Source organism: Pseudomonas sp. BF-R-01 (assembly GCF_019946615.1).
GTDB lineage: Bacteria > Pseudomonadota > Gammaproteobacteria > Pseudomonadales > Pseudomonadaceae > Aquipseudomonas > Aquipseudomonas migulae.
The window spans coordinates 44801-67748 of the sequence record NZ_JAGYFX010000028.1; the positions used below are offsets into that span (position 1 = coordinate 44801).

Annotated in this window: 22 protein-coding genes; 14 read left to right on the forward strand and 8 right to left on the reverse strand. The window is 59.9% G+C overall.

The window, feature by feature from the left end; translation table 11 throughout:
* Positions 1 to 140: 140 nt before the first annotated feature.
* Positions 141 to 1559: a PLP-dependent aminotransferase family protein gene (locus KGB27_RS13050; RefSeq protein ID WP_223554773.1), complete on the reverse strand. Its 1419-nt coding sequence runs from the start codon at positions 1557 to 1559 to the stop codon at positions 141 to 143.
* Between the two features lie 148 nt (positions 1560 to 1707).
* Between KGB27_RS13050 and KGB27_RS13055 the strand changes: the two genes are divergently transcribed.
* The 10 genes from KGB27_RS13055 (at position 1708) to KGB27_RS13100 (ending at position 10970) form a co-directional block, all read left to right on the forward strand.
* Positions 1708 to 2808: a hypothetical protein gene (locus KGB27_RS13055; RefSeq protein WP_223481403.1), complete on the forward strand. Its 1101-nt coding sequence runs from the start codon at positions 1708 to 1710 to the stop codon at positions 2806 to 2808.
* 42 nt (positions 2809 to 2850) lie between these two features.
* Positions 2851 to 4131, forward strand: coding sequence for a biotin carboxylase (locus KGB27_RS13060; RefSeq protein WP_207285721.1), 1281 nt, complete (start codon positions 2851 to 2853; stop codon positions 4129 to 4131).
* A 49-nt stretch (positions 4132 to 4180) separates the two neighbouring features.
* The gene (locus KGB27_RS13065) at positions 4181 to 4678 is read left to right on the forward strand and encodes a RidA family protein (RefSeq protein ID WP_008025407.1); all 498 of its coding nucleotides are present in this window, start codon (positions 4181 to 4183) and stop codon (positions 4676 to 4678) included.
* Positions 4679 to 4760: 82 nt separating this feature from the next.
* Positions 4761 to 5228 carry a cupin domain-containing protein gene (locus KGB27_RS13070; protein WP_008045169.1) on the forward strand — a complete coding sequence of 156 codons (468 nt, stop codon included), beginning with the start codon at positions 4761 to 4763 and terminating at the stop codon, positions 5226 to 5228.
* Between the two features lie 207 nt (positions 5229 to 5435).
* Positions 5436 to 6080, forward strand: coding sequence for a glutathione transferase (gene yfcF, locus KGB27_RS13075; RefSeq protein ID WP_223554796.1), 645 nt, complete (start codon positions 5436 to 5438; stop codon positions 6078 to 6080).
* 31 nt (positions 6081 to 6111) lie between these two features.
* Positions 6112 to 7452 carry a KamA family radical SAM protein gene (locus tag KGB27_RS13080; protein WP_223554774.1) on the forward strand — a complete coding sequence of 447 codons (1341 nt, stop codon included), beginning with the start codon at positions 6112 to 6114 and terminating at the stop codon, positions 7450 to 7452.
* Positions 7453 to 7476: 24 nt separating this feature from the next.
* Positions 7477 to 8349, forward strand: coding sequence for a branched-chain amino acid aminotransferase (locus KGB27_RS13085; protein WP_008045173.1), 873 nt, complete (start codon positions 7477 to 7479; stop codon positions 8347 to 8349).
* 21 nt (positions 8350 to 8370) lie between these two features.
* A complete protein-coding gene (locus tag KGB27_RS13090) occupies positions 8371 to 9129 on the forward strand; it encodes a TauD/TfdA family dioxygenase (RefSeq protein WP_008025417.1) in 759 nt (252 codons plus the stop codon).
* Positions 9130 to 9196: 67 nt separating this feature from the next.
* Positions 9197 to 10156 carry a diiron oxygenase gene (locus KGB27_RS13095; RefSeq protein WP_192227794.1) on the forward strand — a complete coding sequence of 320 codons (960 nt, stop codon included), beginning with the start codon at positions 9197 to 9199 and terminating at the stop codon, positions 10154 to 10156.
* A 13-nt stretch (positions 10157 to 10169) separates the two neighbouring features.
* Complete coding sequence (locus KGB27_RS13100) at positions 10170 to 10970, forward strand: N-acyl homoserine lactonase family protein (RefSeq protein ID WP_223554775.1); 801 nt, start codon at positions 10170 to 10172, stop codon at positions 10968 to 10970.
* A 110-nt stretch (positions 10971 to 11080) separates the two neighbouring features.
* Here KGB27_RS13100 and KGB27_RS13105 read toward each other — a convergent pair whose 3' ends face one another.
* The 5 genes from KGB27_RS13105 to KGB27_RS13125 form a co-directional block, all read right to left on the reverse strand.
* A complete protein-coding gene (locus KGB27_RS13105) occupies positions 11081 to 12511 on the reverse strand; it encodes a PLP-dependent aminotransferase family protein (protein WP_223554777.1) in 1431 nt (476 codons plus the stop codon).
* A gap of 221 nt (positions 12512 to 12732) precedes the next feature.
* The gene (locus KGB27_RS13110) at positions 12733 to 13437 is read right to left on the reverse strand and encodes a hypothetical protein (protein WP_008025424.1); all 705 of its coding nucleotides are present in this window, start codon (positions 13435 to 13437) and stop codon (positions 12733 to 12735) included.
* Between the two features lie 169 nt (positions 13438 to 13606).
* Positions 13607 to 14107, reverse strand: a complete 501-nt coding sequence (locus KGB27_RS13115; protein WP_223554779.1) for a hypothetical protein — start codon at positions 14105 to 14107, stop codon at positions 13607 to 13609.
* A 52-nt stretch (positions 14108 to 14159) separates the two neighbouring features.
* Complete coding sequence (locus KGB27_RS13120; protein WP_223554782.1) at positions 14160 to 15677, reverse strand: sensor histidine kinase; 1518 nt, start codon at positions 15675 to 15677, stop codon at positions 14160 to 14162.
* Entirely contained in the window at positions 15674 to 16390 is a 717-nt protein-coding gene (locus KGB27_RS13125; protein ID WP_223554785.1) for a response regulator transcription factor, read from the reverse strand. The genes KGB27_RS13120 and KGB27_RS13125 overlap by 4 nt, the downstream gene beginning before the upstream one ends.
* A gap of 150 nt (positions 16391 to 16540) precedes the next feature.
* On the opposite strand from KGB27_RS13125, the gene msrB reads away from it, so the two are divergent.
* The 3 genes from msrB to msrA are packed head-to-tail and all read left to right on the forward strand — an operon-like array spanning position 16541 to position 19608.
* Positions 16541 to 17059, forward strand: a complete 519-nt coding sequence (msrB, locus tag KGB27_RS13130; protein ID WP_223554787.1) for a peptide-methionine (R)-S-oxide reductase MsrB — start codon at positions 16541 to 16543, stop codon at positions 17057 to 17059.
* 34 nt (positions 17060 to 17093) lie between these two features.
* Complete coding sequence (locus KGB27_RS13135; protein ID WP_207285712.1) at positions 17094 to 18869, forward strand: cytochrome c biogenesis protein DipZ; 1776 nt, start codon at positions 17094 to 17096, stop codon at positions 18867 to 18869.
* Positions 18870 to 18900: 31 nt separating this feature from the next.
* Positions 18901 to 19608 (forward strand): peptide-methionine (S)-S-oxide reductase MsrA, encoded by a 708-nt coding sequence (gene msrA, locus KGB27_RS13140; RefSeq protein ID WP_207285711.1) that lies wholly within the window; start codon positions 18901 to 18903, stop codon positions 19606 to 19608.
* Between the two features lie 16 nt (positions 19609 to 19624).
* Here the strand turns inward: msrA and KGB27_RS13145 are convergent, their stop codons facing one another.
* Together KGB27_RS13145 and KGB27_RS13150 are read right to left on the reverse strand one after the other, a co-directional pair.
* A complete protein-coding gene (locus tag KGB27_RS13145; protein WP_223554789.1) occupies positions 19625 to 20638 on the reverse strand; it encodes a sensor domain-containing diguanylate cyclase in 1014 nt (337 codons plus the stop codon).
* Between the two features lie 65 nt (positions 20639 to 20703).
* Entirely contained in the window at positions 20704 to 21609 is a 906-nt protein-coding gene (locus KGB27_RS13150; RefSeq protein ID WP_223554792.1) for a LysR family transcriptional regulator, read from the reverse strand.
* 102 nt (positions 21610 to 21711) lie between these two features.
* Here KGB27_RS13150 and KGB27_RS13155 point away from each other — a divergent pair, with 102 nt between their 5' ends.
* Entirely contained in the window at positions 21712 to 22887 is a 1176-nt protein-coding gene (locus KGB27_RS13155; protein WP_223554794.1) for an aspartate aminotransferase family protein, read from the forward strand.
* The last annotated feature ends 61 nt before the right edge of the window (positions 22888 to 22948 follow it).

Here is a 22948-nt window from a genome sequence, read left to right on the forward strand (position 1 = left end):
GAGCACGACACAGACCCCTGTAGGAGCAAGCTTGCTCGCGATGGCGGTGTGTCAGACGACATCAAGGCTGGATGTGCCGACCTCTTCGCGGGCAAGTCGAATCGCCGCACCGCTCGCTCCTACAGGACGGTGGTGGTTAGTTATTTACTTGGGGTCTCGAGCAACCGAAAGAACCGCTCCCGCACCTGAATGTTGTCGCTGTGCGCCACGTTGAAACGCAGGAAGTGACTGGCATCCGGCGCTTTGCTGAGCAAGGTGCCGGGCGCCAGCACCAGGTCGATGTCCAGGCCTTTCCTCGCCAGTGTTTCGGCATGATGCCCTTCGGGCAATCGTGTCCAGATAAACAACCCTTCATGGGGCAGCGATGACACCGAGCAACCGGCTTCCATCAGCCAACTGCTCACCCGACTGCTCGCTTCGTAAAGCCGATCCACCGTGCGCCGGGTGTGTTTGGCGTAGCTGCCGTCGCTGAGCATCGTGCAGATAATCTGCTCCGCCAGTTCCGACGTCATGCCACCGCAGGCCATTTTCAGGGTGACCATCCGTGCCGCCAGTTGCGGCGAAAGTACGGCATAGCTGACCCGACTGTTCGCCGTCAGGGTCTTGGAGAAACCGGAGACGTAACTGACATTGTCCAGCCCGCCCGCTGCCAGGCGCGGGGTCGTTCGTTGCTGCATGTCGCAATACAAATCGTCTTCGAGGATGTGAAAACCGTAACGGTGGCTCAGCTCCAGCAAGCGATAGACCTGCGCCGGGGAGAACGAGTGTCCGGTCGGATTGTGCAGGGTGTTATTGGTCATGTAGAGCACGGGCCGGTGGACAATCAGCAATTGCTCGAAGGCGTCCAGGTCCATGCCGTCCGCGCCACGGGGGATGGTGATGACCCGGGCGCCATGCAGGGCCAGGTTGGTGTGCATGGTGAAGTAACACGGATCGTCGAGCAGCACCGTGTCGCCGGGTTTGACCAGCAGGCGCATCAGCATGTCGATGGCCTGCACGGTGTTGGCCGTGGTGATGATCTGGTCCACCGGCACTTCGATGCCCAGGGTCGCCAGTTTGACCCGCAACGCTTCGCGCAGCGGCAGGTAACCGGCGGCGACGCCGTATTCGCCCATGCGCAGGGACGTTGCGCGCAGGGTGCCGCGCACGGCTTTGAGCAGTTCGTCCGCCGGTAGCCACGATGAAGGCAGAAAACCGGCACCGGGGCGCAGCGAGCCGTTGTCCTGCAGCACCGCGCGGCGGACCACGCTGAGGGTGTCTTGAGGTTGCAGGTCCGGGCCGGCATCGGTCTTGAGCGTGGCGCTGGAGCGGTGCACGTAATGCCCCGACCCCTGGCGTGAAACCACCAGACCCTTGGCGCGCAAGCGGTCCAGCGCATCCACCACGGTGGACTTGCCCACGTTCATCAACTCGGAAAGTTCGCGAATCGGCGGCAGCCGCGAGCCGTGAGGCAGCCCGCCCTGGCTGATCGCTACCGACAATTGATCGACAATCTGCTGGACCAGCGGCACACCCGGCTGGAACTCGATGGCGGCGATCACTGCACGCTGAACCTGCATTTTACTGGTCTCTCCGGCAGTAAAGTTCGTTTGATTCTATACGAACTTGCTCTGATGAAAACAAGCGACTCTCTCTACCATCACCTTACAGACTTTCCTGATTGTTCGCGCTGAACGCCTGAACAATCGCTGGTTCCAGAGGTGTTGCATGAGTGTTCAAACAACGGTCGCCGTCGCTAAACCGGTGATCAATATTCGCCTGTTCACGATCCGGATCATCACCGCCGTGTCGCTGTTTGCCGTGCTGGGCAAGGCCAACGTCTGGCTCGACACCGCCACCAACAGCATCCTCGCCCTCGGTTATCGGGCGCTGCTGTTGCTGCTGCCGCTGACGTTATTGGTGCTGGGCCGTCGCTCCCTGAGCGTCACGTTGATGTGCGCCGCCCTCGGGTTGGTGTTGCTGGCGGTCACCAGCAACCAGGGCATGGTGATGTTCGCCGCCGCGCTGTTCGCCTACGGCATCGCGATTGCCGGTTACCTGATCAAGAGCGAAGCCGCCCAGACCAAGGAGGGCGCGGCCTACAACCGCGTCGCCATGAACATGGGCAGTCTGGTGGCGGGGCTGATCCTGCTCTCGCCGCTGCTGACCCCGACCCTGTTTTTCCTCGGCGCGGCGGGTTTCGTCCTGCTGTGCCTGCCCATCGCCATGGGCGCGACTTTTACCTCCCAACCGGTGGTGGCCAGCCCGGTCACTCATGACGGCAGCGGCTGGCGCAACAAACTGCCATGGGTGATCGCCGGCATCATCATGGGCATCAAGCTGTTTGGCGTGTTCTCGATCCTGCCCCAGGCAATCCTGCTCGAAACCGGCGAACTGCCGGCCTGGTATGGCCTGATGCTGATCCTCAACAGTGCCGTGGTGGTCTTCGCCCAGGTGCCGGTGATGAAACTGATCGAGCGCACCGGGCGCTTTAAAGTGGTCGCTGTCATCGGGATCATCATCGGCGGCTTCGCGGTGCTCTCGTCGCCGGGCGCATTCCACGTCGAAACCCTCGTGGGCGCGTTGATCTGGGTCGCGCTGCTGTCCATCGCCGAGTGTGCGTTCAGCTACCTCGATTACTTCTCCGTCAAACAAAACAACATGTTCGTCAAGGAAGTGTCCTTGGGCGTCGGTGCCGGCCTGACGGTGCTGATCATGCGGGTCATGCCGCCACCCTATAGCGCCCTGGTACTGGCTGCCATCGGCGCGGGAGGCATCCTCGCCTGGTACTGGCTCAACCGTAGATCCAACGCGTCGCTGCACGACTGAGTCACTGCGTTTGCGTTTTTTACTCCACAGGTCGGAGGCTTCATGAATACGACGTCATGCGTAGTGGTGGTCGGGTACAACGGCAATCGGGTTCACGACATCCAGAAACTGCGCGAGCTCTGCAAAACGCTCTACAACGCCCGGTTGATCCTGCTGGTCGAGAAGATTCAGCCCGATGACGACCAGGTGGCCGATCACGTCTGCAGCACGTCCCTGGCGCCGGAAGACGTCACCGAATCCCTGGAACTGGTGGCGGGTTGCTTGAGTGCCGATCACTGGAAACTGATCGGCGTGCTGCCGTTTTCCGACCGTGGCGTACTGCTCGGCGCGGCGCTGGCGAGTCATTACGGCTTGCCCGGCATTACCCCGGCCGAAGCGCGTGCGGGGTTGGATAAACAAATCTTTCGCAAGCTGGAAGCGGCGGCCGAGCAGTCGCCGGAAGATTATCGTCCGGTGTTTTCCGTGCGCATCGAAAGCCTCGCCGAGCTGCGTCAGCGGGTCGTCGAACTGGGCGGCAAAGCCTTCATCAAACCTGCCTGCGAAGGGGCAAGCAGGGGCTGCCGGGTCATCCATCATCCGTCCGAGTGCGACGAGGCGTGGCAGGCACTCAAGCCGTATCGCGAGGGCGGCATCGTCCTCGAAGAGTTGATCCAGAACGCCCGGGAATACAGCTGGGATTACGTTGCGGGCAGCACGTGGGTCACGGAGAAAACCACCACCGAAGGCGCCTATCGCGCGGAAATTCAGCAAGTGGTGCCGGCACCGCTGGCGGCAGATGTGCAAGCCAGACTGGCGGCTGCCGGTCGACACATGTCCGGGTTGGTCTCGCAGGCTAACGGCGCGTACCACAACGAGGTGTTCCTGCGCAGCGACGGCCTGACGTCGGCGGTGGAAACCAACATGCGCCCCGGCGGCATGCACATCTGGGACCTGGCCCGCCTGGCGTTCGTCGATTTCGATCCGTGGGAGCGCTGGGTCAGGTGGGCGGTGGAAGGCAAGACCGACCCGCGCGATCCCGTCGCTCGGGGCTATTGCGGCATCCGTCTAGTCCGGGCGCCGGCCGGCGGCCTGCTGCGCTACGTGCCGGACATCGAGTCCCTGGCCCGGGACCTGAACATCGAGCTGGTAGAAGCCGTTTACACCAAACGCCTCAGTGATTCGGTCACCGCACTGGTGAAGGACAACACTTCGTTTATCGGCCACATCGTGTTGTTCAGCGAAGACTACGCACAGCTCAGCGACAACCTGCTGCGCCTGGCTGACGCGATCGAATCACGTGTCGAGGTCACTAGCCTGGCGGCCCCGGCGAGAGCCGCGGGTTAAGTCTCCCGGACCTGCGTTTTGGTATTTTTGAGTTGAGAGGATTGTTTCAATGATCGAGCAAAAAATGACCTGTGATGAGCGCTTTATAGCCCTGGCGAAAGAGCTGGACTATGACATCTACGGCGAAAACACCGCGGGTGGTCATTACGCGCCGCTGATTCGGCATCACGATGAGCTCTATCTCAGCGGCCTGGTGCCGCGCATGACCGGCGAAATCCGCTACCCCGGCAGAGTGGGGCTGGAGCTCAGCCTGGCCGATGCACAAGCGGCCGCCAGTATCAGCGCCATGCGCGGGCTGGCCTTGATCGTTGATGCCATCGGCTCGCTGGACAAAATAAAGTCGCTGATACGTATCACGGTTTACGTGAAGTCCACGGCGGACTTTGTTGACCTCAGCGAAGTTGCCAACGGTGCATCGGATGTCTTCAGCCATGTGCTGGGCGATGCGGGCAAACATACTCGAACCACTGTCGGCGTTTATCAGTTACCGAAAAATGCCGCTGTAGAAGTTGACATGATTGTGGCGCTTCGGCCTTCGGTTTTGTGAGTGTTAGTGCAGTGACTTTACAGTGATCAATTGTTCGCCTAGTGTCTGGTCACTTAAGTCGCTCATAACTCGGTGTTTACGGATGAATAACATTCAAGGTGGTTTTTTTTCATATAAGGACTTTCGCCAGAGTTTAACCCGTCCACCGGTGAGTGCACGGGTGTGGAAGGGCGATGAACTTACCGATATGCGCCAGAGCCTTGCGGCCAGCGAGGTCGATATTGTCGCGCTGGCTCACCATGACAGCAGCGAAGGTTGCAAGTTGACGCCAGGGATGGCGGTGTCGATGCAATGGTTGAACCCCGGCACCGAACTGAACGGTCATGCTCATTCGTGGTGGCACCTGTTCATCATTCAGTCCGGCAGCGGCACCTTGACCCTGGGCGATGCCGATGCAGTGAACATCAGCCCCGGCGACGTGTTGCTGGTACCGGCCTGGACCCGGCACGGCTTCGTCAACACCAGCGCCACGGAGCCGCTGGCCATGCTGAACATGAGCAACATGCCCCAGATGGCGTTGCTCTCCAATGCTGCAGACGCCACGGTCTGACACGCTCCATCTTCACCGTCGTTGCCCACAGGGAGTCCGCATTCGCAGGCTCCCTTTTTCATTTCTGCTACCTAGGCAGGCCATGGCTGTTTTGACTTTCTGTATCCGTAGAAACAGATAATTTCTGTATCTGTTCAGCACCTGGCCAACTAACTACGATCGATTCCAATGCAACGGATTATTGTGGTTAGTGCAAGGGAGCGTTCTATGGATAGTACGAAGCTGAAACTGTATGTTGGCGCAGATTTTGTCAGTGCTTTTGCAATGTCGGCATTTGTCGCGCTGAAAGAAAAGCAACTTTCATTTGAACTTGTTAAGGTTGATTTAAAGGCGCGTGATAACTACCTGGCGAGTTATCGTGATGTATCGCTGACGTGCAAGATTCCCACGCTGGTTCATGACGGTTTTGCACTGTCTGAATCTTCGGCCATTGCCGAATACCTGGAAGAAATAGCGCCGGGGCATAAAAAACTGTTCCCGCTCGACATCAAACAGCGCGCTCGCGCCCGTCAGCTCCAGGCCTGGCTGCGCAGTGATTTGTTGGTGATTCGCAAAGAGCGCCCGGCGGACCTCATCTACTTCGGCAAGAAAGAAACCCCGTTGTCGGACGACGCCCAGGCCGCTGTCGCTAGGCTGTTCTTCGTCGCGGATCGGTTGCTGGAGGAGGGCGCCGATCACCTGTTCGGTGACTGGAGCATTGCCGACACCGACCTGGCAATCATGCTCAATCGACTGCTCGCCAATGGCGACCGCGTTCCTCAGCGGCTCGCGGCCTATGTGCGTCGGCAGTGGGATCGCGACAGCGTTCGGGCATGGATGGACATAGAGCGCGCAGCGCCGGCCATCCAGTAACTAACGCCAGGCAATCACCAGGAGCGCTGCCATGCAGGGACCGTCGGAGCTGGAAAGATACAAACCCTACAACTCACGCACCATTCGCGACACGCCGTACTGGCAGAAACTGACGCCAGCGTTGCAGGAAGCCATGACCGTGGTGGCCAGGGTCATGCCGTTTCGCACCAATGAATATGTGCTGGGCACGTTGATCGACTGGAACAACATTCCGGACGATCCGATTTTTCGCATGACCTTTCCCCACAAGGACATGCTGCTACCGGACGAATACGCGTCGCTCAAGCAACTGATCGAACGCGATGACGCCGTCGCCATCAAGCGACGGATCGAGGCGATCTGGTTGCGCATGAATCCGCATCCGGCCGGTCAGCTGACGCACAACGGCGCGACCCTCGACGGAAAAGTCCTGCCGGGCATTCAGCACAAGTACCGCGAGACCGTGCTGTTTTTCCCCGGTGCCGGTCAGACGTGTCACGCTTACTGCACGTTCTGTTTCCGCTGGGCGCAGTTCATCGGCGAAGAAGAGCTCAAGTTCAACGCGCGTGAGTCCCAGGAGCTGGTGAATTACTTGCGGGTGCACACTGAAGTGACGGATGTGCTGATCACCGGTGGCGATCCGATGATCATGAACACCCGTTCTCTGGCCGGTTACATCGAGCCGCTGCTGGCGCTGCCGCACCTCAAAAGCATCCGCATCGGCACCAAGTCCGTGGCGTATTGGCCGCAGCGGTTTGTCAGCGACAAGGATGCACCGGAACTGTTGGATCTGTTCAGGCGCATCGTTGCTGCCGGGAAAAACCTGTCGGTCATGGGGCACTACAACCACCCGGTCGAGATTCGCCAGGACATTGCCCGGCAGGCTGTCGAACGCATTCGTTCCACCGGCGCGACGTTGCGCATGCAGGCGCCGGTGATCCGCCACATCAACGAGAACCCCGGCGATTGGGCCGAACTATGGACTGAAGGCGTGCGGCTGGGAGCGGTGCCTTATTACATGTTCGTCGAACGCGATACCGGGCCCAGCCACTACTTTGCGATGCCGCTGGCGCGGGCGTTCGAGATCTTCCAGGCGGCTTACCGCACGGTGTCCGGGCTGGCGCGCACCGTGCGTGGGCCGTCCATGAGCACCTTCTACGGCAAGGTATTGATCAACGGCATCGAGACCGTGGCCGGGGAGAAAGTCTTCGTGCTGCAGTTTCTCCAGGCTCGGGACCCGCAATGGGTATTGCGCACGTTCTATGCGCGCTTTGATCCGAACGCGACCTGGTTCGACGAGTTGCGGCCAGCGTTTGGCGAACGTGCGTTCTTCTTTCAGCCGGAGCCTGTGGCAGCGCCCGAATTGATACCGGTCCTGCTCGAAACGGCGTAGGACGATTCATCAGGAGATAAGGATATGAGCAGTATTCCGTTTGATCAGCGAGAAGGTTTTATCTGGCTCGACGGCGAGTTCGTCGAGTGGTCCCAGGCGCGACTGCATGTGCTGAGTCACGGCTTGCATTACGCGAGTACGGTGTATGAAGGGGAGCGGGTCTACAACGGGAAGATCTTCAAGCTGCGCGAACACAGCGAGCGGCTGTATCGCTCGGCACAGTTGATGGATTTCGCGATTCCCTATGAGCTGGCCGAACTGGAAGCGGCCAGTCATGAACTGCTGCAACGCAACAACGTCGTGGACGGTTATCTGCGGCCGGTGGCGTGGCGCGGCAGTGAAATGATCTCGACCTCGGCTCGTTTCAACCGCGTGCACGTGGCGATCGCCTGCTGGCAATGGCCGAGTTACTTCGACCCGGCGGGGCACATGGGCGGCATTCGCTTGAAGACCGCGCAGTGGCGGCGTCCGCCACCCAGCAGCAGCCCGTTCGAAGCCAAGGCGTCCGGGCATTACCAGATCGCCACGCTCAGCAAGCACGATGCGGAAAACAACGGTTTTCACGACGCGTTGATGCTCGACTGGCGCGGTCACGTCGCCGAAGCCACCAGCGCCAACGTGTTCTTCGTCAAGGACCGAACGCTGCATACGCCGCTACCCGATTGCTTCCTCAATGGCATCACCCGCCAGACCGTTATCGAATTGGCCGGGGCGCTGGATTACCAAGTGGTCGAGCGCACCATTCTTCCTACGGAGCTTGGCGATTTCGATGAGTGTTTTCTGACGGGCACCGCCGCCGAAATCACCCCCGTGCAGAGCATCGACGAGCAGCGCTACCGACCGGGCAACGCCTGCCGCGAATTCATTGCCGCTTACACCTCAACCGTTAACGCCTGATAAACCGCCAGGAACTTCACCATGTCAGATCAAGGGATTGTTGCGTCTACACCTTACGTTTCACTGGGCCACCGCCATGACGAATTGTCGTCCCGCGGCTGGACGGTACTGACCCCGGCCGAATTTGCCTACGATGTCGTCGGCACATTGCAGGCGTTCGGTCAGATCATTCCGCAATTCAACGGGCAGACGGCCTTCGCCATTACCCGCAAACCGGGGTACGAAGCGTTGCCGTACTCCCAGAGCATGAACGGCATCGGCCCGCACACCGAAGCGCCGGTCTACGGCCCACCGCCGCGTTATCTGGCGCTGCATTGTCATCATCAGGCCACGTGCGGTGGCGGACATACCGGGTTGGTCGATGGGATCGAGTTTCTGGCATTCCTCGAACGCACGGAGCCCGAGCTGCGCGAATGGATCGACGACACACCCGTGGAGTTCGTGGCCACCGCTAAACCGGGTGAAGTGGCGCAAACGCGGGTCAAGGAATACATCCTGACGCCTACAGAGGACGGGGACATTTTCCGCTTCAGCTACAACCAGTTTCACTACGGCGATGTGAACCCTTCCGAGGAGGATCTGCAGCAATCGAAGGTGACGAACAGCTCATCGCCACTGGCCAGGTTCGCGATGCTCGGCGAGGAATACTTCATCCAGCACAACACGCCGGTGCTGATTCCCGACGGCTGCATGCTGATTTGGGACAATTGGCGAATGATCCACGCCCGCAGTCGATACACTGACCCGGCGCGAAACCTGACTCGCTACTGGCTGGCCTGATTCATCCGTCGCCCACAATTCCATCGGCGTACCCCTCGGCGGGTACGCGTCTTACAGGTATCGCGTCATGCAAACAGCAATCGAGATCGCCAAGGTCGATCATCAACTGGTCGTGCGGCTCAATCAGGCCTGGACCAAAAGGGCCACGGTGTGCGCACCGGACAAGACCTCGGTCAGCGAAACGTTCGACCCGGCGCGCCCGGATTACCCGGAGTGCATGGTGCCGTTTTTCCATCACCCGAAATTCCAGGCCCTGAGCGACGAGCTCAAAAGCACCGTGGTGACCTGGGGCTGGATCGGCTACAACCTGCGCACGGTCACGGCCGAAGAGCATGTGGTGAACCCTGCGTTGAGCGTCATCGCCAATCAGTACCTGGGCAAAAACGACTGGCATTTTCGCGAAGCGATGCAGCAGACGTTGATCGACGAGCACTACCACACGCTCATGCACCTGCGGGCCATTGAGCGGACCAAAGAGGATCGAGCGCTTGATCAGGATCTGGACCTGCCGCCGTCGGTGACTTATCTGCGTCTTGCCGCGCTGCGTGAGGAATTGCCTGAGCAGTGGCAGCGCGATCTGGCGGCGATCACTTTCGCGGTAGTGGCCGAGATCAGCGTCAACGCTTACCTCGATCTGCTGGCCGACGATCAAACCATTCAGCCGCAAAATCGCCGCGTCGCCGAACTGCATAACCGCGACGAATATGCCCACAGCAAGATTCTCGCGGAAGTGGCGAAGGTCATGTACGCCAACATGCAGCCGCCTCAACGGGCATTTTTCGCACAGACGTTGTCGGTGGCGCTGAGTGCCTTTGTCGCTCAGGACTACTCGATGTGGGAGGCGATTCTGACGCAACTCGGCGTCGAGGACGCGGCACTGATCATTGCCGACACCCGGGAGAGCAACAAGAACGCCACGATCATGCGCGACTACAGCGGCCTGCATCGTCTGGCGCAGGATCTGGGGATTAGCGACGAGATCGATTTCGACTTCCGTCCGACCCTCAAAACCGCTGCAGTGGCCTGATCGGGAGGTGAATATGTCCGTTCCTGTGTACGAAGTGTTCGCCATCCGAGTCGGCGCCAATGCCCAGCGCACTGCCCGGGAGAACTTTCTTTACGACGCCTGCTGCGGTGATCCGAATGCGTCGATGCCGCTGGATTACTACTTCTGGGTCATTCGTAATGAGCAGCAGGTGATTGTGGTCGACACGTGCTTTCAACCCGCGACAGCGGATCGGCGCAACCGTCAGATGTATCGCCTGCCGGAAGATTCCCTACGTCAACTGGACATCGATCCGGCGCAGGTCGAGAACCTGATCCTCACCCATTTGCACTGGGACCACGCCGGCAACCTGGGGTTGTTTCCGAAAGCCACGGTGCATTTGCAGGAAGCGGAACTGCGCTTCTGCACCGGACCGAAAATGGCCCATCGCACGGTGAACAAAACCTACGAGGTCGAGGATGTGATGTCGGCGTTGCCACCGCTGTTCGAAGGCCGGCTGCGCTTGCATACCGGCACGGTCGAGGTGATTCCCGGCGTGACGCTGCACCCGGTGGGCGGGCATACGCCGGGCAGCCAGGTGGTGCGGGTGAAGACCGCACGCGGGTGGATTGTTCTGGCGTCGGATGCGGCGCATTTGTGGGCGAACATTCGTCAGCGCAGTCCGTTTCCGATCATTGATGATCTGGCTCAGACGCTGGAAGCGTTTATCGAAATCGACCGTTTGGCCGATGGTGAGGACCACGTCATTCCCGGCCATGACCCGCTGATCGCCGAGCGCTTCCCGCATTGGAACGATGATCCGCACATCATCTGCCTGCACGCCAATCCCTTGTAGGAGCGAGGCTTGCCCGCGAAGAACGATAACGCGGTTCTCCTGAATGACCGCATTATCGTTCTTCGCGGGCAAGTCGGAACGCCGCACCGCTCGCTCCTACAGGAAATACGTCAGCTCTGGTTTTTGAGGAGTTGGCCGAGGGTCGCCAGCGCTTCATCAATCTTCGGCGAATACGGCGCCCCACAACCGATCCGCACAAAGTGACTGAAGCGCTGGGCGTTGGAAAAGATATCCCCAGGCAAAATCTGGATGCCCACCTTCAACGCCGCATGAAAAAACGCCATGGACGCCTGCTCAGCCGGCAGTTCCACCCACAACAACGTACCGCCCCGTGGATGGGTGATGCGGGTGCCCGGTGGAAAATAGCGAGTGATCGCCGCACTCATCTGCTGGCGCTGCTGTGTCAGCGTTTTCCTCAAGCGGCGCAGGTAACGTTCGTAGGACGGCGTCTTCATGAACGCACTGACCGCCAGTTGCGACAACGCCTCACAACCTCGGGACTGCGTGTGCTTGAGCATTTCCACGCGGTCGTGCCACTGCCCGGCGCTGATCCAGCCCAGGCGTATGCCCGGCGCCAGCGTTTTGTTCAGCGACGCGCAGTAGATGACGTTGTCGGTGCGGTCCCAGTGTTTGAGCGTGGATAACGGCTGCTCGGTGTCCACCAGGTCGCCGTAGGTATCGTCTTCGATCAGCACGGTGCCGTGCTCGGCACACAATTGCACCAGCCGCGCCTTGTGGGTGTCGGGCATGATACTGCCGAGCGGATTCTGCAGATTGGGAATGACGATCAGCGCCCGAATCCGGTCGGGGCCTTGCAACAGCTGTTCGAGCGCAAACAGATTGATGCCCGAATGGGCCGTTGCCGGGACTTCGAGCACTCGCAAGTTCAAACTTTCGAGAATTTGCAGCAGGCCGTAAAAGGTCGGGGATTCCACGGCCACGGTGTCGCCGGGGTGGGTCACCGCACGCAAGGCCAGGTTGATCGCTTCGGTCGCGCCGTTGGTGATCACCATTTTCTCGGCGCTCAGGTTGGCCTTTGCCGTCAGCGCTCGTCGGGCAAGGATGTTGCGCAACTCGATGTTGCCGCAGGTCGGGCCTGTCGCACCCAGCAGTTTCTGATCCTGACGCAATGCCTTGCTCATATGGTCTTGCAGAATCTTCAACGGATAGAGTTCCGGCGCGCAGTAGGCACTGGCGAAATTGACCTTGACCGTCGCGCGTTGGCTGGCCTTGAGCACCGATGACACTTGCTCGTGAATGCCGAGATAGACCTCGGTATCAAGGGGCGCAGGCGTTGTGGTCACGACCGGTTTGGGCAAGGTGTCCGGCTGGCGAATGTAGTTGCCGGAACGCGGACGGGCTTCCAGGACGCCATAGTCCTCAAGCTCCCGGCACACCTGCACCGCGGTCGACAGGCTGACGGCGTGTTTTTCCATCATCAGCCGAATGGAGGGGAAGCGTTCCCCGGTTTTCAAGGTGCCGCTGCGGATCGCGTCGAGGTAGTGGTTGGCTAACTGACGGTACAAGGGGGTCGGGTGCATGATGACCTCAGCAATCGCACCACTGAGGTCTTGGGCTGGAAAGAAAGTTGACGTTCCCCGCAGGCGGACCCGTGGTGCTCAAGGGTTAAGGGAAGTTTTTTTCTGGCGTCGATACACAGAGAGTAATCGCGCTTTTGCCGGAATCGCGGGCAATAAAAAGCCCCGCTCTAGGGCGGGGCTTTTAGGTCAGTGGCGCTTGAGGCGCTGCTGAGCGGGAAGTGTTACTGCGCGGCGATGCTGTAGCCATCGAACGCGGTTTGCTGCTGAAGCGCGGTGATGATGTTTTTGCGGTTAACGGCGTGTTCGGTTCCGCTACTGTCCAGGAACGATTCGCTTTCCAGCTCTGCTTCATCGCCTTCGCCGACAAAGGTAAAGCCGAGGAACTCCAGGGCCTCACGGTCAACGTTGAGGCGCGAGCGCGGAGTGCGCAGCGGCAGCGTGACGCTGATGCCGTCCTTGCTGATGGTGAACACTTCGACATCTTTCTTGGCGCGGGCCGTTTTGCTCTTGCCACTGGTTGGGTTGCTGATGGCCTGATGCGTCTGGTTCAGTACTTTCAGGGCCAGACCGTAGACGATTTCCTGAAACGCAGGATCGTCCTTGAAGCTGGAAAGGATCCGGCTGATCGAGAATTTGCTGCTCAGGTCTTCAAGGGCCGCGATATCGGCCGCTTCGGCGTCCTTGAGTTGCTTGAGTTCGCCCATCAATTCATAGGCTTTATCGTCGTCGAAGCGGTCGTGGGCCTGGCGAATCGCGGCGCGCAGCTCGCGGATCTGGTCGCTTTCCCGGGTGGACTGGAAAGCGTCCAGCACCATCTCGGCGATGGTCTTGGCCTGGGGCACGTGCTGTGAAAGATTGATGGAGTTTTCGTATTCCGCTTTGGACGACAAGGTGACTACGGATTCAGCGGTATTGGAATCGGACATTGAAATTTCACTACTTCTTTAACTTGAATTGAGGCGAAAAAGCACAGGGCTTTTTCAGGCCGCCTAATCTATTGGACCTGCGCGGCGTTGTCACGGGTGAACAGGCGAGCGGGCAAAAGAACTGGATAACACCACCTTGTAGGAGCCGGCTTGCTGGCGATGGCGGCTCCTACAGGATGGCGGGCTTCAGGGAGCGGAACGTTTGATAAAACCGGAATGAGCGTCCGCAGAACAAACCGCTCGAAAAGCCTGATGCACAGGCCTTTAGCAACACCATCGGCAGCGTGGCCGAATGCTGCGGATCAACCTCGGCCTGATAGCCAAAGTAATAGTTAACAGCGAAAAACAGCAGGTAGAGCACCAGGGTTTTTGTCGTGCCCGGCACGATCAACCCGGTTTGCGTTTTATCCAGCTCGACACCCTTGCGCGAAAAAATCACCAGCGCGACGAAGCTACCCACGATCACCGCAGCCAGCCAGCAACTGATTGAGAGTGAGAAGTCGGGTGTCAGATTCAACGAATACAGCGACCAGCCCAACAGAATCGGCGGTGTGATCAGCAGTGAAAACTTGCTTTCACGGCTCGGGGACAGGGCTTTGATGCCGTAGTAACAGAGCAGCAGAAATACTGCATAAACCCACAGTGGGGTGTTTTCCAGGGTGTTGAGCATCGAGCAGCGTCCTTGCCGAAAAGTGAAGTCGGGATCATAGCGGTTGCGGCGACTATTTCCCCGGTGTATTCAGATTCATCGACCGCACCGCCCATTGCTCTGCGGTTTGCTGATCAACCGGCAGTGTGAAACGGAACGTTGCACCGCGCCCGGGCACATCGATCAGCTGGATATCGCGACCGTGCAGTTGCAGGATCCGATGCACGATTCGCAGCCCGAGTCCGCCATCGCGCCGTGCCCCGCCAATGTTGAACGGGCGCAGGAACAACCCTTCGCGCAGTTCTGGCGCGATGCCGGGCCCAGTGTCGCTGACGGTGACTTCGACGAAAGACCCTTGAGGGCGCAGGCTCAGTTCGACTTCCCCACCTTGGGCGGTGTGGCGCAGAGCGTTGTCGAACAGATTGGTGAGCACCCGTTCAATCAGCCCCAGATCGGCGCAGGCGGCTGCAACGTTGGGGGCAAAGTTGGCTTTCAGTTCGACCTGACGCGCCTCGGCGGTCAGTTCGAATTTCTGGAAGATGTCCTGCACCAGGTCGGTCAGGGAGAAGCGCTCCAGCACCGGTTGCACAAAACCGTGTTCCAGCCTTACCAACTCCAGCAGCGATTGCGCCAGACCGCCGACTTTGCGGCTTTGGTCCAGAGCGATGCCGAGGTAGCGGCGGCGGTCGGCGGGGGACAACGTGGCGTCCTTGAGCGACAGGGTTTCCAGATAACCGTGCAGGGAGGCCAACGGCGTGCGCAAGTCGTGGGAAATGTTCGCCACCAGCTCGCGGCGTTCCTGATCCTGGCGGGTCAACGAGCGCCATTGTTCACTGAGGCGTGCCTGCATCTGTCGGAAGGTCGCGTCGAGAATGGCAATTTCATCGTGGCTGGCGGTTTTTTCCACCGGCGCTGATTCAGGAGGCGTGGCCGGGACGCCATCGATGTCGAACTGGCTGACGGTTTCGGTCAGTCGGCGCAAAGGTCGGGTAATCAGTGCAAACGCGGTGAGACCGGCAATCAGGCACAGCAGTGCAACCAACCCGATCGATAACAGGGCGGTATTGAGTGCCGCACTGGTGGCGCCGCGTTCAGCCAGGCGATCGTGGTCCTCACCGAGCAGCACCACATAGAGATAACCAGCCGGCTTGCCGTCAACTTTCAGCGGCGCGGCGCTGAACACCTTGCGCGCATCGGCGCTGCGCGGGTCGTCGCCGAGAATCGGCAGGGCATCGCCTTTGAGCAGGCGCTGGATCGGCGCGAGGTCGATCCGCTCGCGATGAATCCGGCCCTCGGGCGCGGCGCTGCCGACAATCTTGCCCTCGGTGTCGAGCAGATAAACCTCGACACTGGGATTGACCAGCATCAGTTTGCTGAACAGGTCACGCACGGCATTGGGCATCAGGCCCTGGGTGTCCATCAGCACGGTGTCACGGGCAATGTGTTGGGCCAGATCCCGCGACAGCCCTTGCACCACTTCCTGTTCATGCATCTGGTTGGAACGCACCTGCATCCATGCCGAGGTGCCGCAGCACACCAGCAACAGCACGGCGAACACCAGCGACAGCCGCTGGGTGAGGGTCAGCCTCATGGCTGTTCCTCCCTGGCCGCGAATTTGTAGCCACGGCCCCACACCGTGAGGATGCGCACCGGTTGTGCCGGGTCGGCCTCGATTTTCGCGCGCAGGCGGTTGATGTGGGTATTGACCGTGTGCTCGTAGCCTTCATGGCTGTAACCCCACACGGCATTGAGCAGGTCCATGCGCGAGAACACCTTGCCGGGCTGGCGGGCGAAGAAATACAACAGGTCGAACTCCCGTGGTGTGAGGTCGAGGCGGCGACCGTCAAGGGACACATCGCGGGTGATCGGGTCGATGGCGAGCCCGTCCGTGATCAGGCTGCCGGCGTCCATTTTCAGGTTGCGGGCCATGGCGTCGACCCGCCGCAACAGCGCTTTGACCCGGGCGACCAGCTCAAGCATGGAAAAGGGTTTGGCCAGGTAATCGTCGGCACCGAGTTCCAGCCCCAGAATCCGGTGCACTTCACTTGAGCGCGCGCTGGTGATGATGATCGGTGTGTAGCGGGCCATGGCGCGGGCGCGCCGGCAGATTTCCAGGCCATCGACGCCCGGCAGCATCAGGTCGAGGATCAGTGCATCCCAGCTCCCTTGCTGCAGCATTCGCATGCCTACATCGCCATCGGCGCAGTGCACCACCTCGAACTGCTCATCACGAAGATGCAGGCAGATAAGGTCGGCGATATGCAGGTCGTCCTCGACCACGAGGACGCGTTTGGTCGGTTCCATCAAGCTCAATCCTTCGGCGCAATGAGCGCATTGTGCGGGTTTTCCGGGGCCAGAGTTATCACGAATTGTTTAACTTCCCGTGAGGATTTGGCGATCAACCCAAGCCTAGGCTGTGTTCCATGAAAGGCACTTTGGATTTTGGAGACGGCCATGTTTTCACGGCGACAATTTCTTGTAGCGAGCGGCGGGCTGGGGGTTGCAGCCCTGGCGATCGGTGTATTGCCAAAATTTGCGGCCAGCTCTGCGCTGGTCAGCGAGGCCAGCGCGGCGGAGGTTTTCGAGGTGACGCACACTGACAGCGAATGGCGTGCCCTGCTCAGTGACGAGCAGTACGAAATCCTGCGGGAAGAGGGCACTGAACGGGCTTACAGCAGTGCGCTGAACAATGAGCATCGTGATGGAACCTTTGCCTGTGCCGGTTGCGATCTGCCGCTGTTTTCCTCTGCCACCAAGTTCGACAGCCACACCGGCTGGCCGAGTTTCTGGGCACCGCTGGACAAGGCGGTGGCGACCCGTCAGGACCGGTCCTTTGGTGTGTTGCGCGAAGAGGTTCACTGCCGGCGTTGCGGCGGTCATCTGGGCCATGTCTTCGACGATGGGCCCAAACCTACCGGTCTGCGCTACTGCATGAACGGTCTGGCGATGACCTTCAAGCCACAGGCGGCTTGATTCCTTTTTCTCTCATTTCCTGCAGGTCGACGCTATGTGGCTTCTGATCCTCGCTTATCTCGGTGGTGTGCTGACGATCGTCAGCCCGTGCATTCTGCCGGTGTTGCCGTTTGTCTTCGCTCGCACCGGGCAGCCGTTCATGAAGAGCAGCCTGCCGCTGCTGGCGGGCATGGCGCTGACCTTCGCGCTGGTCGCTTCATTGGCGGCAGTGGGCGGCGGTTGGGTGGTGCAACTCAATCAGTATGGACGCTGGCTCGCGCTGGTGTTTGTCGCCCTGTTCGGGCTGACGCTGTTGCTGCCGCAGTTGGCCGAACGTCTGACGCGCCCGTTGGTGGCGGCTGGCAGTCGGTTGTCGGAGGCGGCGGGCGCCGATGCCCGGCCGCGTCCCGGTGCTTCGTTTTTGATCGGTGTTGCCACGGGGCTGCTCTGGGCGCCGTGTGCCGGGCCAATTCTGGGCCTGTTGTTAACCGGCGCCGCGCTGCAAGGGGCAAGCATCGCCACCACCCTGTTGCTGCTGGCCTACGCCGCCGGTGCCGCCACTTCCCTTGCGGTTGCGTTGCTGCTGGGCGGTAAGGTTTTTGCCGCCATGAAGCGTTCCATCGGTGCTGGCGAGTGGGTCCGTCGAGGTTTGGGCGCGGCCATGCTGGCGGGTGTGGCGGCGATTTCGTTGGGACTAGATACCGGGATTCTGGCGCGGTTTTCTACGGCATCTACCGGTGGTATCGAGCAGGCGCTGGTGGGTCGTTTGGCCGGTAAGACACCGAACGGCAGCGAGGCGATGATGACGAGGAACCCGACCGCTGACGGTGCGATGAATGTGGCTGACAAAGCGCCGGGCACACTGCCCATCGAAGGCAAGCTGCCATCGCTGGATGGCGCCGTGCAATGGCTCAACTCGCCACCACTCGATGCCCAGGCGTTGAAGGGCAAGGTAGTGCTGGTGGATTTCTGGACTTACTCCTGCATCAACTGCCTGCGCAGCTTGCCCTATGTAAAAGCCTGGGCTGAAAAATACCGCGATCAGGGGTTGGTGGTGATTGGCATCCATGCGCCCGAATTCGCCTTCGAGCGCAACGTAGGCAACGTCACCAAAGCCATGAAGGACCTGGGTATCAACTACCCGGTGGCCATCGACAATGAATTCAAGATCTGGCGAGCTTTCAACAATGAGTATTGGCCGGCCCACTATTTTGCCGACGCCCAGGGGCGCATTCGGTATCACCACTTTGGCGAAGGCGAGTACGCCGAGTCGGAGCGGGTGATCCAGCAATTGCTGCGTGAAGCGGGTGCCGCCAAGGTGGATGACGGGTTGATTAATGCCAATGCCGAGGGTGTTCAACTCGCGCCGGACATGAACGAAGTGCAGTCGCCGGAAACCTATCTCGGCTACCAGCGCTCGGAGCATTTCGTCCCCGAAACCAGTCTGGTTCCCGACAAGTTGATGACCTACAACCCTCCGTCGCAACTGGCCCTGAATGACTGGAGCCTGGGTGGTCAGTGGATTGTCGGTCCGGAGCGGGCCACTTCAAGCGCGCCCGCCAGTCGCATTGTCTACCGCTTCCACGCACGTGATTTGCATCTGGTACTGGGACCCGGCGCAGACGGCAGGCCGGTGCGTTTCAAAGTGCTGATTGACGGAAAAGCCCCCGGCGATGCCCACGGTACAGACGTGGCGCCCGATGGCAGCGGTAGCGTCACCGAACAACGTTTGTATCAACTGGTGCGCCAGTCCGGCGCAGTAACGGATCGGACGTTCAGCATCGAATTTCTCGATCCGGGTGTCTCGGCATATGCCTTTACGTTCGGTTGATCGCCACCTCACTGATTCAGGAGTCCGCCTCATGAAAACCCTGTTCACCTTGCGTCGCACCCTGTTGGGACTGGCCGCCGCTGGCGTCATCGGCCAATGCTCTGCGTTCTCTTTCGGATCCGCCGAAGACGCGGTCATCATCCCCGCACCCACACTCGACGAAATCACCCAGGCCCACAGCGAAACCGCCGTGTTCGCCGGCGGTTGCTTCTGGGGCGTCCAAGGTGTGTTTCAGCATGTCAAAGGCGTGAAGAAAGCCGTCTCCGGTTACGCGGGCGGGGCGGCCGACACCGCTCAATACGAGCGGGTCAGCGACGGCAATACCGGTCACGCGGAATCGGTCGAGGTGACCTTCGACCCCACTCAGGTCAGCTACGGCACCTTGTTGCAGATCTACTTCTCGGTGGCTCACAACCCGACCGAACTCAATCGTCAGGGACCTGACCACGGCACGCAGTATCGCTCGGCGATTTTTCCGGAAAACAGCGAGCAGCAACGTGTTGCCCAGGCCTACATTGCCCAGCTCGACGCTGCGAAATCGTTCAACAAACCGATCGTCACCAAACTGGAAACCTATAACGGTTTCTACCCGGCAGAAGAGGAACATCAGGACTTTCTGACTGAACACCCCACCTATCCGTACATCGTTATCAATGATCTACCGAAAGTGGCCCAGTTGAAGAAGTTGTTTCCGGAGCGGTATCAAGAGAAACCGGTGTTGGTGAAGGCGGGGATGTGAGGGGCGTGAAAAACGCTTACCCCGAAATCACATTCTTGCCCGCCACTTTCGACCGATACAACGCTTGATCAGCCCTGGCCAACAGCCCGGTCTGTTGTTCTTCTTCAAAGCGTTGTACGACGCCAAAACTCATGGTGACTTGAAAGTCTCCCACTGGCAGCAAACTGGCGACGTTATGGCGGATTGTCTCCGCGAGGCTTCTGGCGTCGGCCAACGGGGTATCGGGAAGAATGATGATGAACTCGTCACCGCCCCAGCGCGCCAGCAAATCGCCGTCGCGTACGCAATGTTTCACGCTCTGGACTACCTGCACCAACGCGGCATCCCCCAAGGCATGACCGTAGTGATCGTTGATGTTCTTGAAGTCGTCGATGTCCATGGCAATCAGCGACAGCGGCTGTCGGAAGCGCTGGGCGCGATCACATGCCTGAGGAAGGTCCTTGCTCAGGCGATGGCGATTGGCGATTGTGGTCAGTGCGTCGGTTTCCGCCAGTTTGCGATTTTCTTCGAGCTGAATCTGCAGTTGCTGGTTGACCCGGGATAACTCGCGGGTGCGTTCTTCGACGATGGCTTCGAGGGATTTGTTCTTTCGTTCAAGCTCTTCGAACAAGCGCTTCTTGTCTTCGATGCTGCGGTGCGCACCGACCATGCGCGCCACCGAACCGTCGGCGTTGCGGGCGAGTACGTAGCCGCGGTCTTCGACCCAGGTATAGCTACCATCCTGCATGCGGCAGCGATACTCGGCCTGATAGCCGGGAGCCTGTTGGCTCAGGTAGGCGTCAAACAGGGCCATGACCCGTGGGTAATCCTCGGGATGCATCACCGATTCCCAGGTGAATACCGTGTTGTCGAGGGAATGAGGCGCATAGCCGAGCATTTTGTACCAGCCGGGGTTGCGGTAAACGAACCCGGTATTTGCGTTCCAGTCCCAGATGCCATCACTGACCAGTTCCAGGATGGTGTGCAGCATGTCTTCGTTCAAATCCGACAGATTGAACTTCAACGCTTCAATATCCGAGGCCCCATCCATCACTGCTCTCCCTGACCAAAGCGACCCGCCAGTCGAGGAGATTAGTCGATGGTGCATTCAACCGCCTAGTGCTTGCCCCACATCCCCATGGCGAAGTCGACGAAACGGCGTAATTTCGGCAAGCGGTAGCGATCCTGAGCGTACATCAGGCTCATTGGCCGGCTCGGCGGCGGGTAATTCGGCATCAAGGCCACCAGTGTTCCGTCCTTGAGGTCTTGTTCTACCAAGGCGTCGGGTAACAGCACGATGCCCATGCCGGTGCGTGCCGCCTGATGCAAACCGGCGGAGCTGTTGATCAGCATCGGTCCACTGACCGCCACCGCTACCTCGCCTTCGGCCCCGCTCAGACGCCATTCCTTTTCCACCGATTGCCAGTCATCACCGGCCGGGTAGGCGAAGGACAGGCAGTCGTGGTGTCGCAGGTCATCAGGTTTTTCCGGGTTGCCGCGACGCGCCAGGTAGATCGGCGATGCGCACATGGTCAGGGTGTAGTCCACCAGTGGACGGGCGATCAGGTTGGTCTGTTCCATGTTGCCCAGGCGAAACGCTACGTCGATGCCGTTTTCAAGCAGGTCCGGGCGGCGGTTGGTGAGGACCACATCCAGTTTGACGCGTGGGCACAGCAGGGCGAATTCGCTGAGCGCCGGTGCCAGTTTTTCCGTGCCGAACGTCAGCGGGGCGGTAATGCGCAGGGTGCCGCTCGGCTCGTCGAGGGCCTGCTCGGCCAGGCGCTCGGATTCGGCCACCAGTCCCAGCACTTCCAGGCAGCGTTGATAGTACGCGGTGCCAAATTCCGTCAACCGTTGGCGCCGGGTCGTACGGTTGAGCAAGCGCACACCCAGACGCTGCTCCAGTGCCCGCAGGTGATTGCCCACCATGGTGGTGGACATTTCGCACTGAAAAGCGGCGGCGGTCATGCTGCCGGATTCCACCACCCTTACGTACACGGTCATTGCCTGGAACAAATCCATTATCAAGCCCGACTTTAAAATGAATGAAGTATTGCAGCGTTTATCCAGCTCAGGTGGCTAACCATACTGCAAAAACACCGACCATTGATGGAGTTTGATGTCATGACCGCCGCCTGCCTGATGAGTACTTACCAACCGCTGGCACTGAGTTTCAGTAAAGGCCTGGGCACGCGCCTGTGGGATCAGGCCGGTCGTGAATACCTGGACGCGGTGGCGGGCGTGGCGGTGACCAATGTTGGGCATTCGCATCCCAGAATCGTCTCGGCGATCAGCGAACAGGCCGGCCTGCTGCTGCACACCTCCAACCTCTACAGCATCGACTGGCAACAGCGGCTGGCGCAGAAACTGACGCGGCTGGCGGACATGGAGCGGGCGTTCTTCAATAACTCCGGTGCCGAAGCCAACGAGACTGCGCTGAAACTGGCGCGGCTGCATGGCTGGCACAAAGGCATCGAACAGCCCTTGGTGGTCGTCATGGAAAACGCGTTCCATGGCCGGACGCTCGGCACGCTGTCCGCCAGCGATGGCCCGGCCGTGCGCCTGGGTTTCAATGAACTGCCGGGTGATTTCGTCAAAGTGCCGTTCGGCGATCTCAAGGCGCTGGACAAGGTCCAGCAGGCCCACGGCGCAAGAATCGTGGCAATCCTGATGGAGCCGATCCAGGGTGAAAGCGGCGTGCAACTGGCCCCGCCCGGTTACCTCAAGGCCGTGCGCGACCTGTGCAATCGGCGTGGCTGGCTGATGATGCTCGATGAAATCCAGACCGGCATCGGCCGCACTGGCCAGTGGTTTGCGTTCCAGCACGAAGGCATCGTTCCGGACGTCATGACGTTGGCCAAAGGCCTCGGTAACGGCGTCCCCATCGGCGCCTGCCTGGCCCGGGGCAAAGCCGCCGACCTCTTCACCCCTGGTAGCCACGGCAGCACGTTCGGCGGTAATCCACTGGCCTGCCGCGTGGGTTGCACCGTGCTGGACATCATCGAAGAACAGGGCCTGCTGGAAAACGCCAAAATACAGGGCGACCGCTTGCTCGCCAGATTGCGCACCGAGTTGGCCGATGACCCGAACGTGCTGGCGATTCGCGGCCAGGGTTTGATGATCGGTATCGAGCTCAAGCAACCGATTCGCGACCTGACCCTGATCGCCGCGCGGGATCACGCCTTGCTGATCAACGTGACACGGGGCAAGACCATCCGCCTGCTGCCACCACTGACGATTGATGAGCGCGAGGTGGAGATGATTGTCAGAGGGGTTGGTCGGGCGGTGAAAACGGTCTGAACGACTTTAATGCTGACCGCTTTTTGTAGGAGCCAGGCTTGCCGGCGAAGGCGCTCTTGAG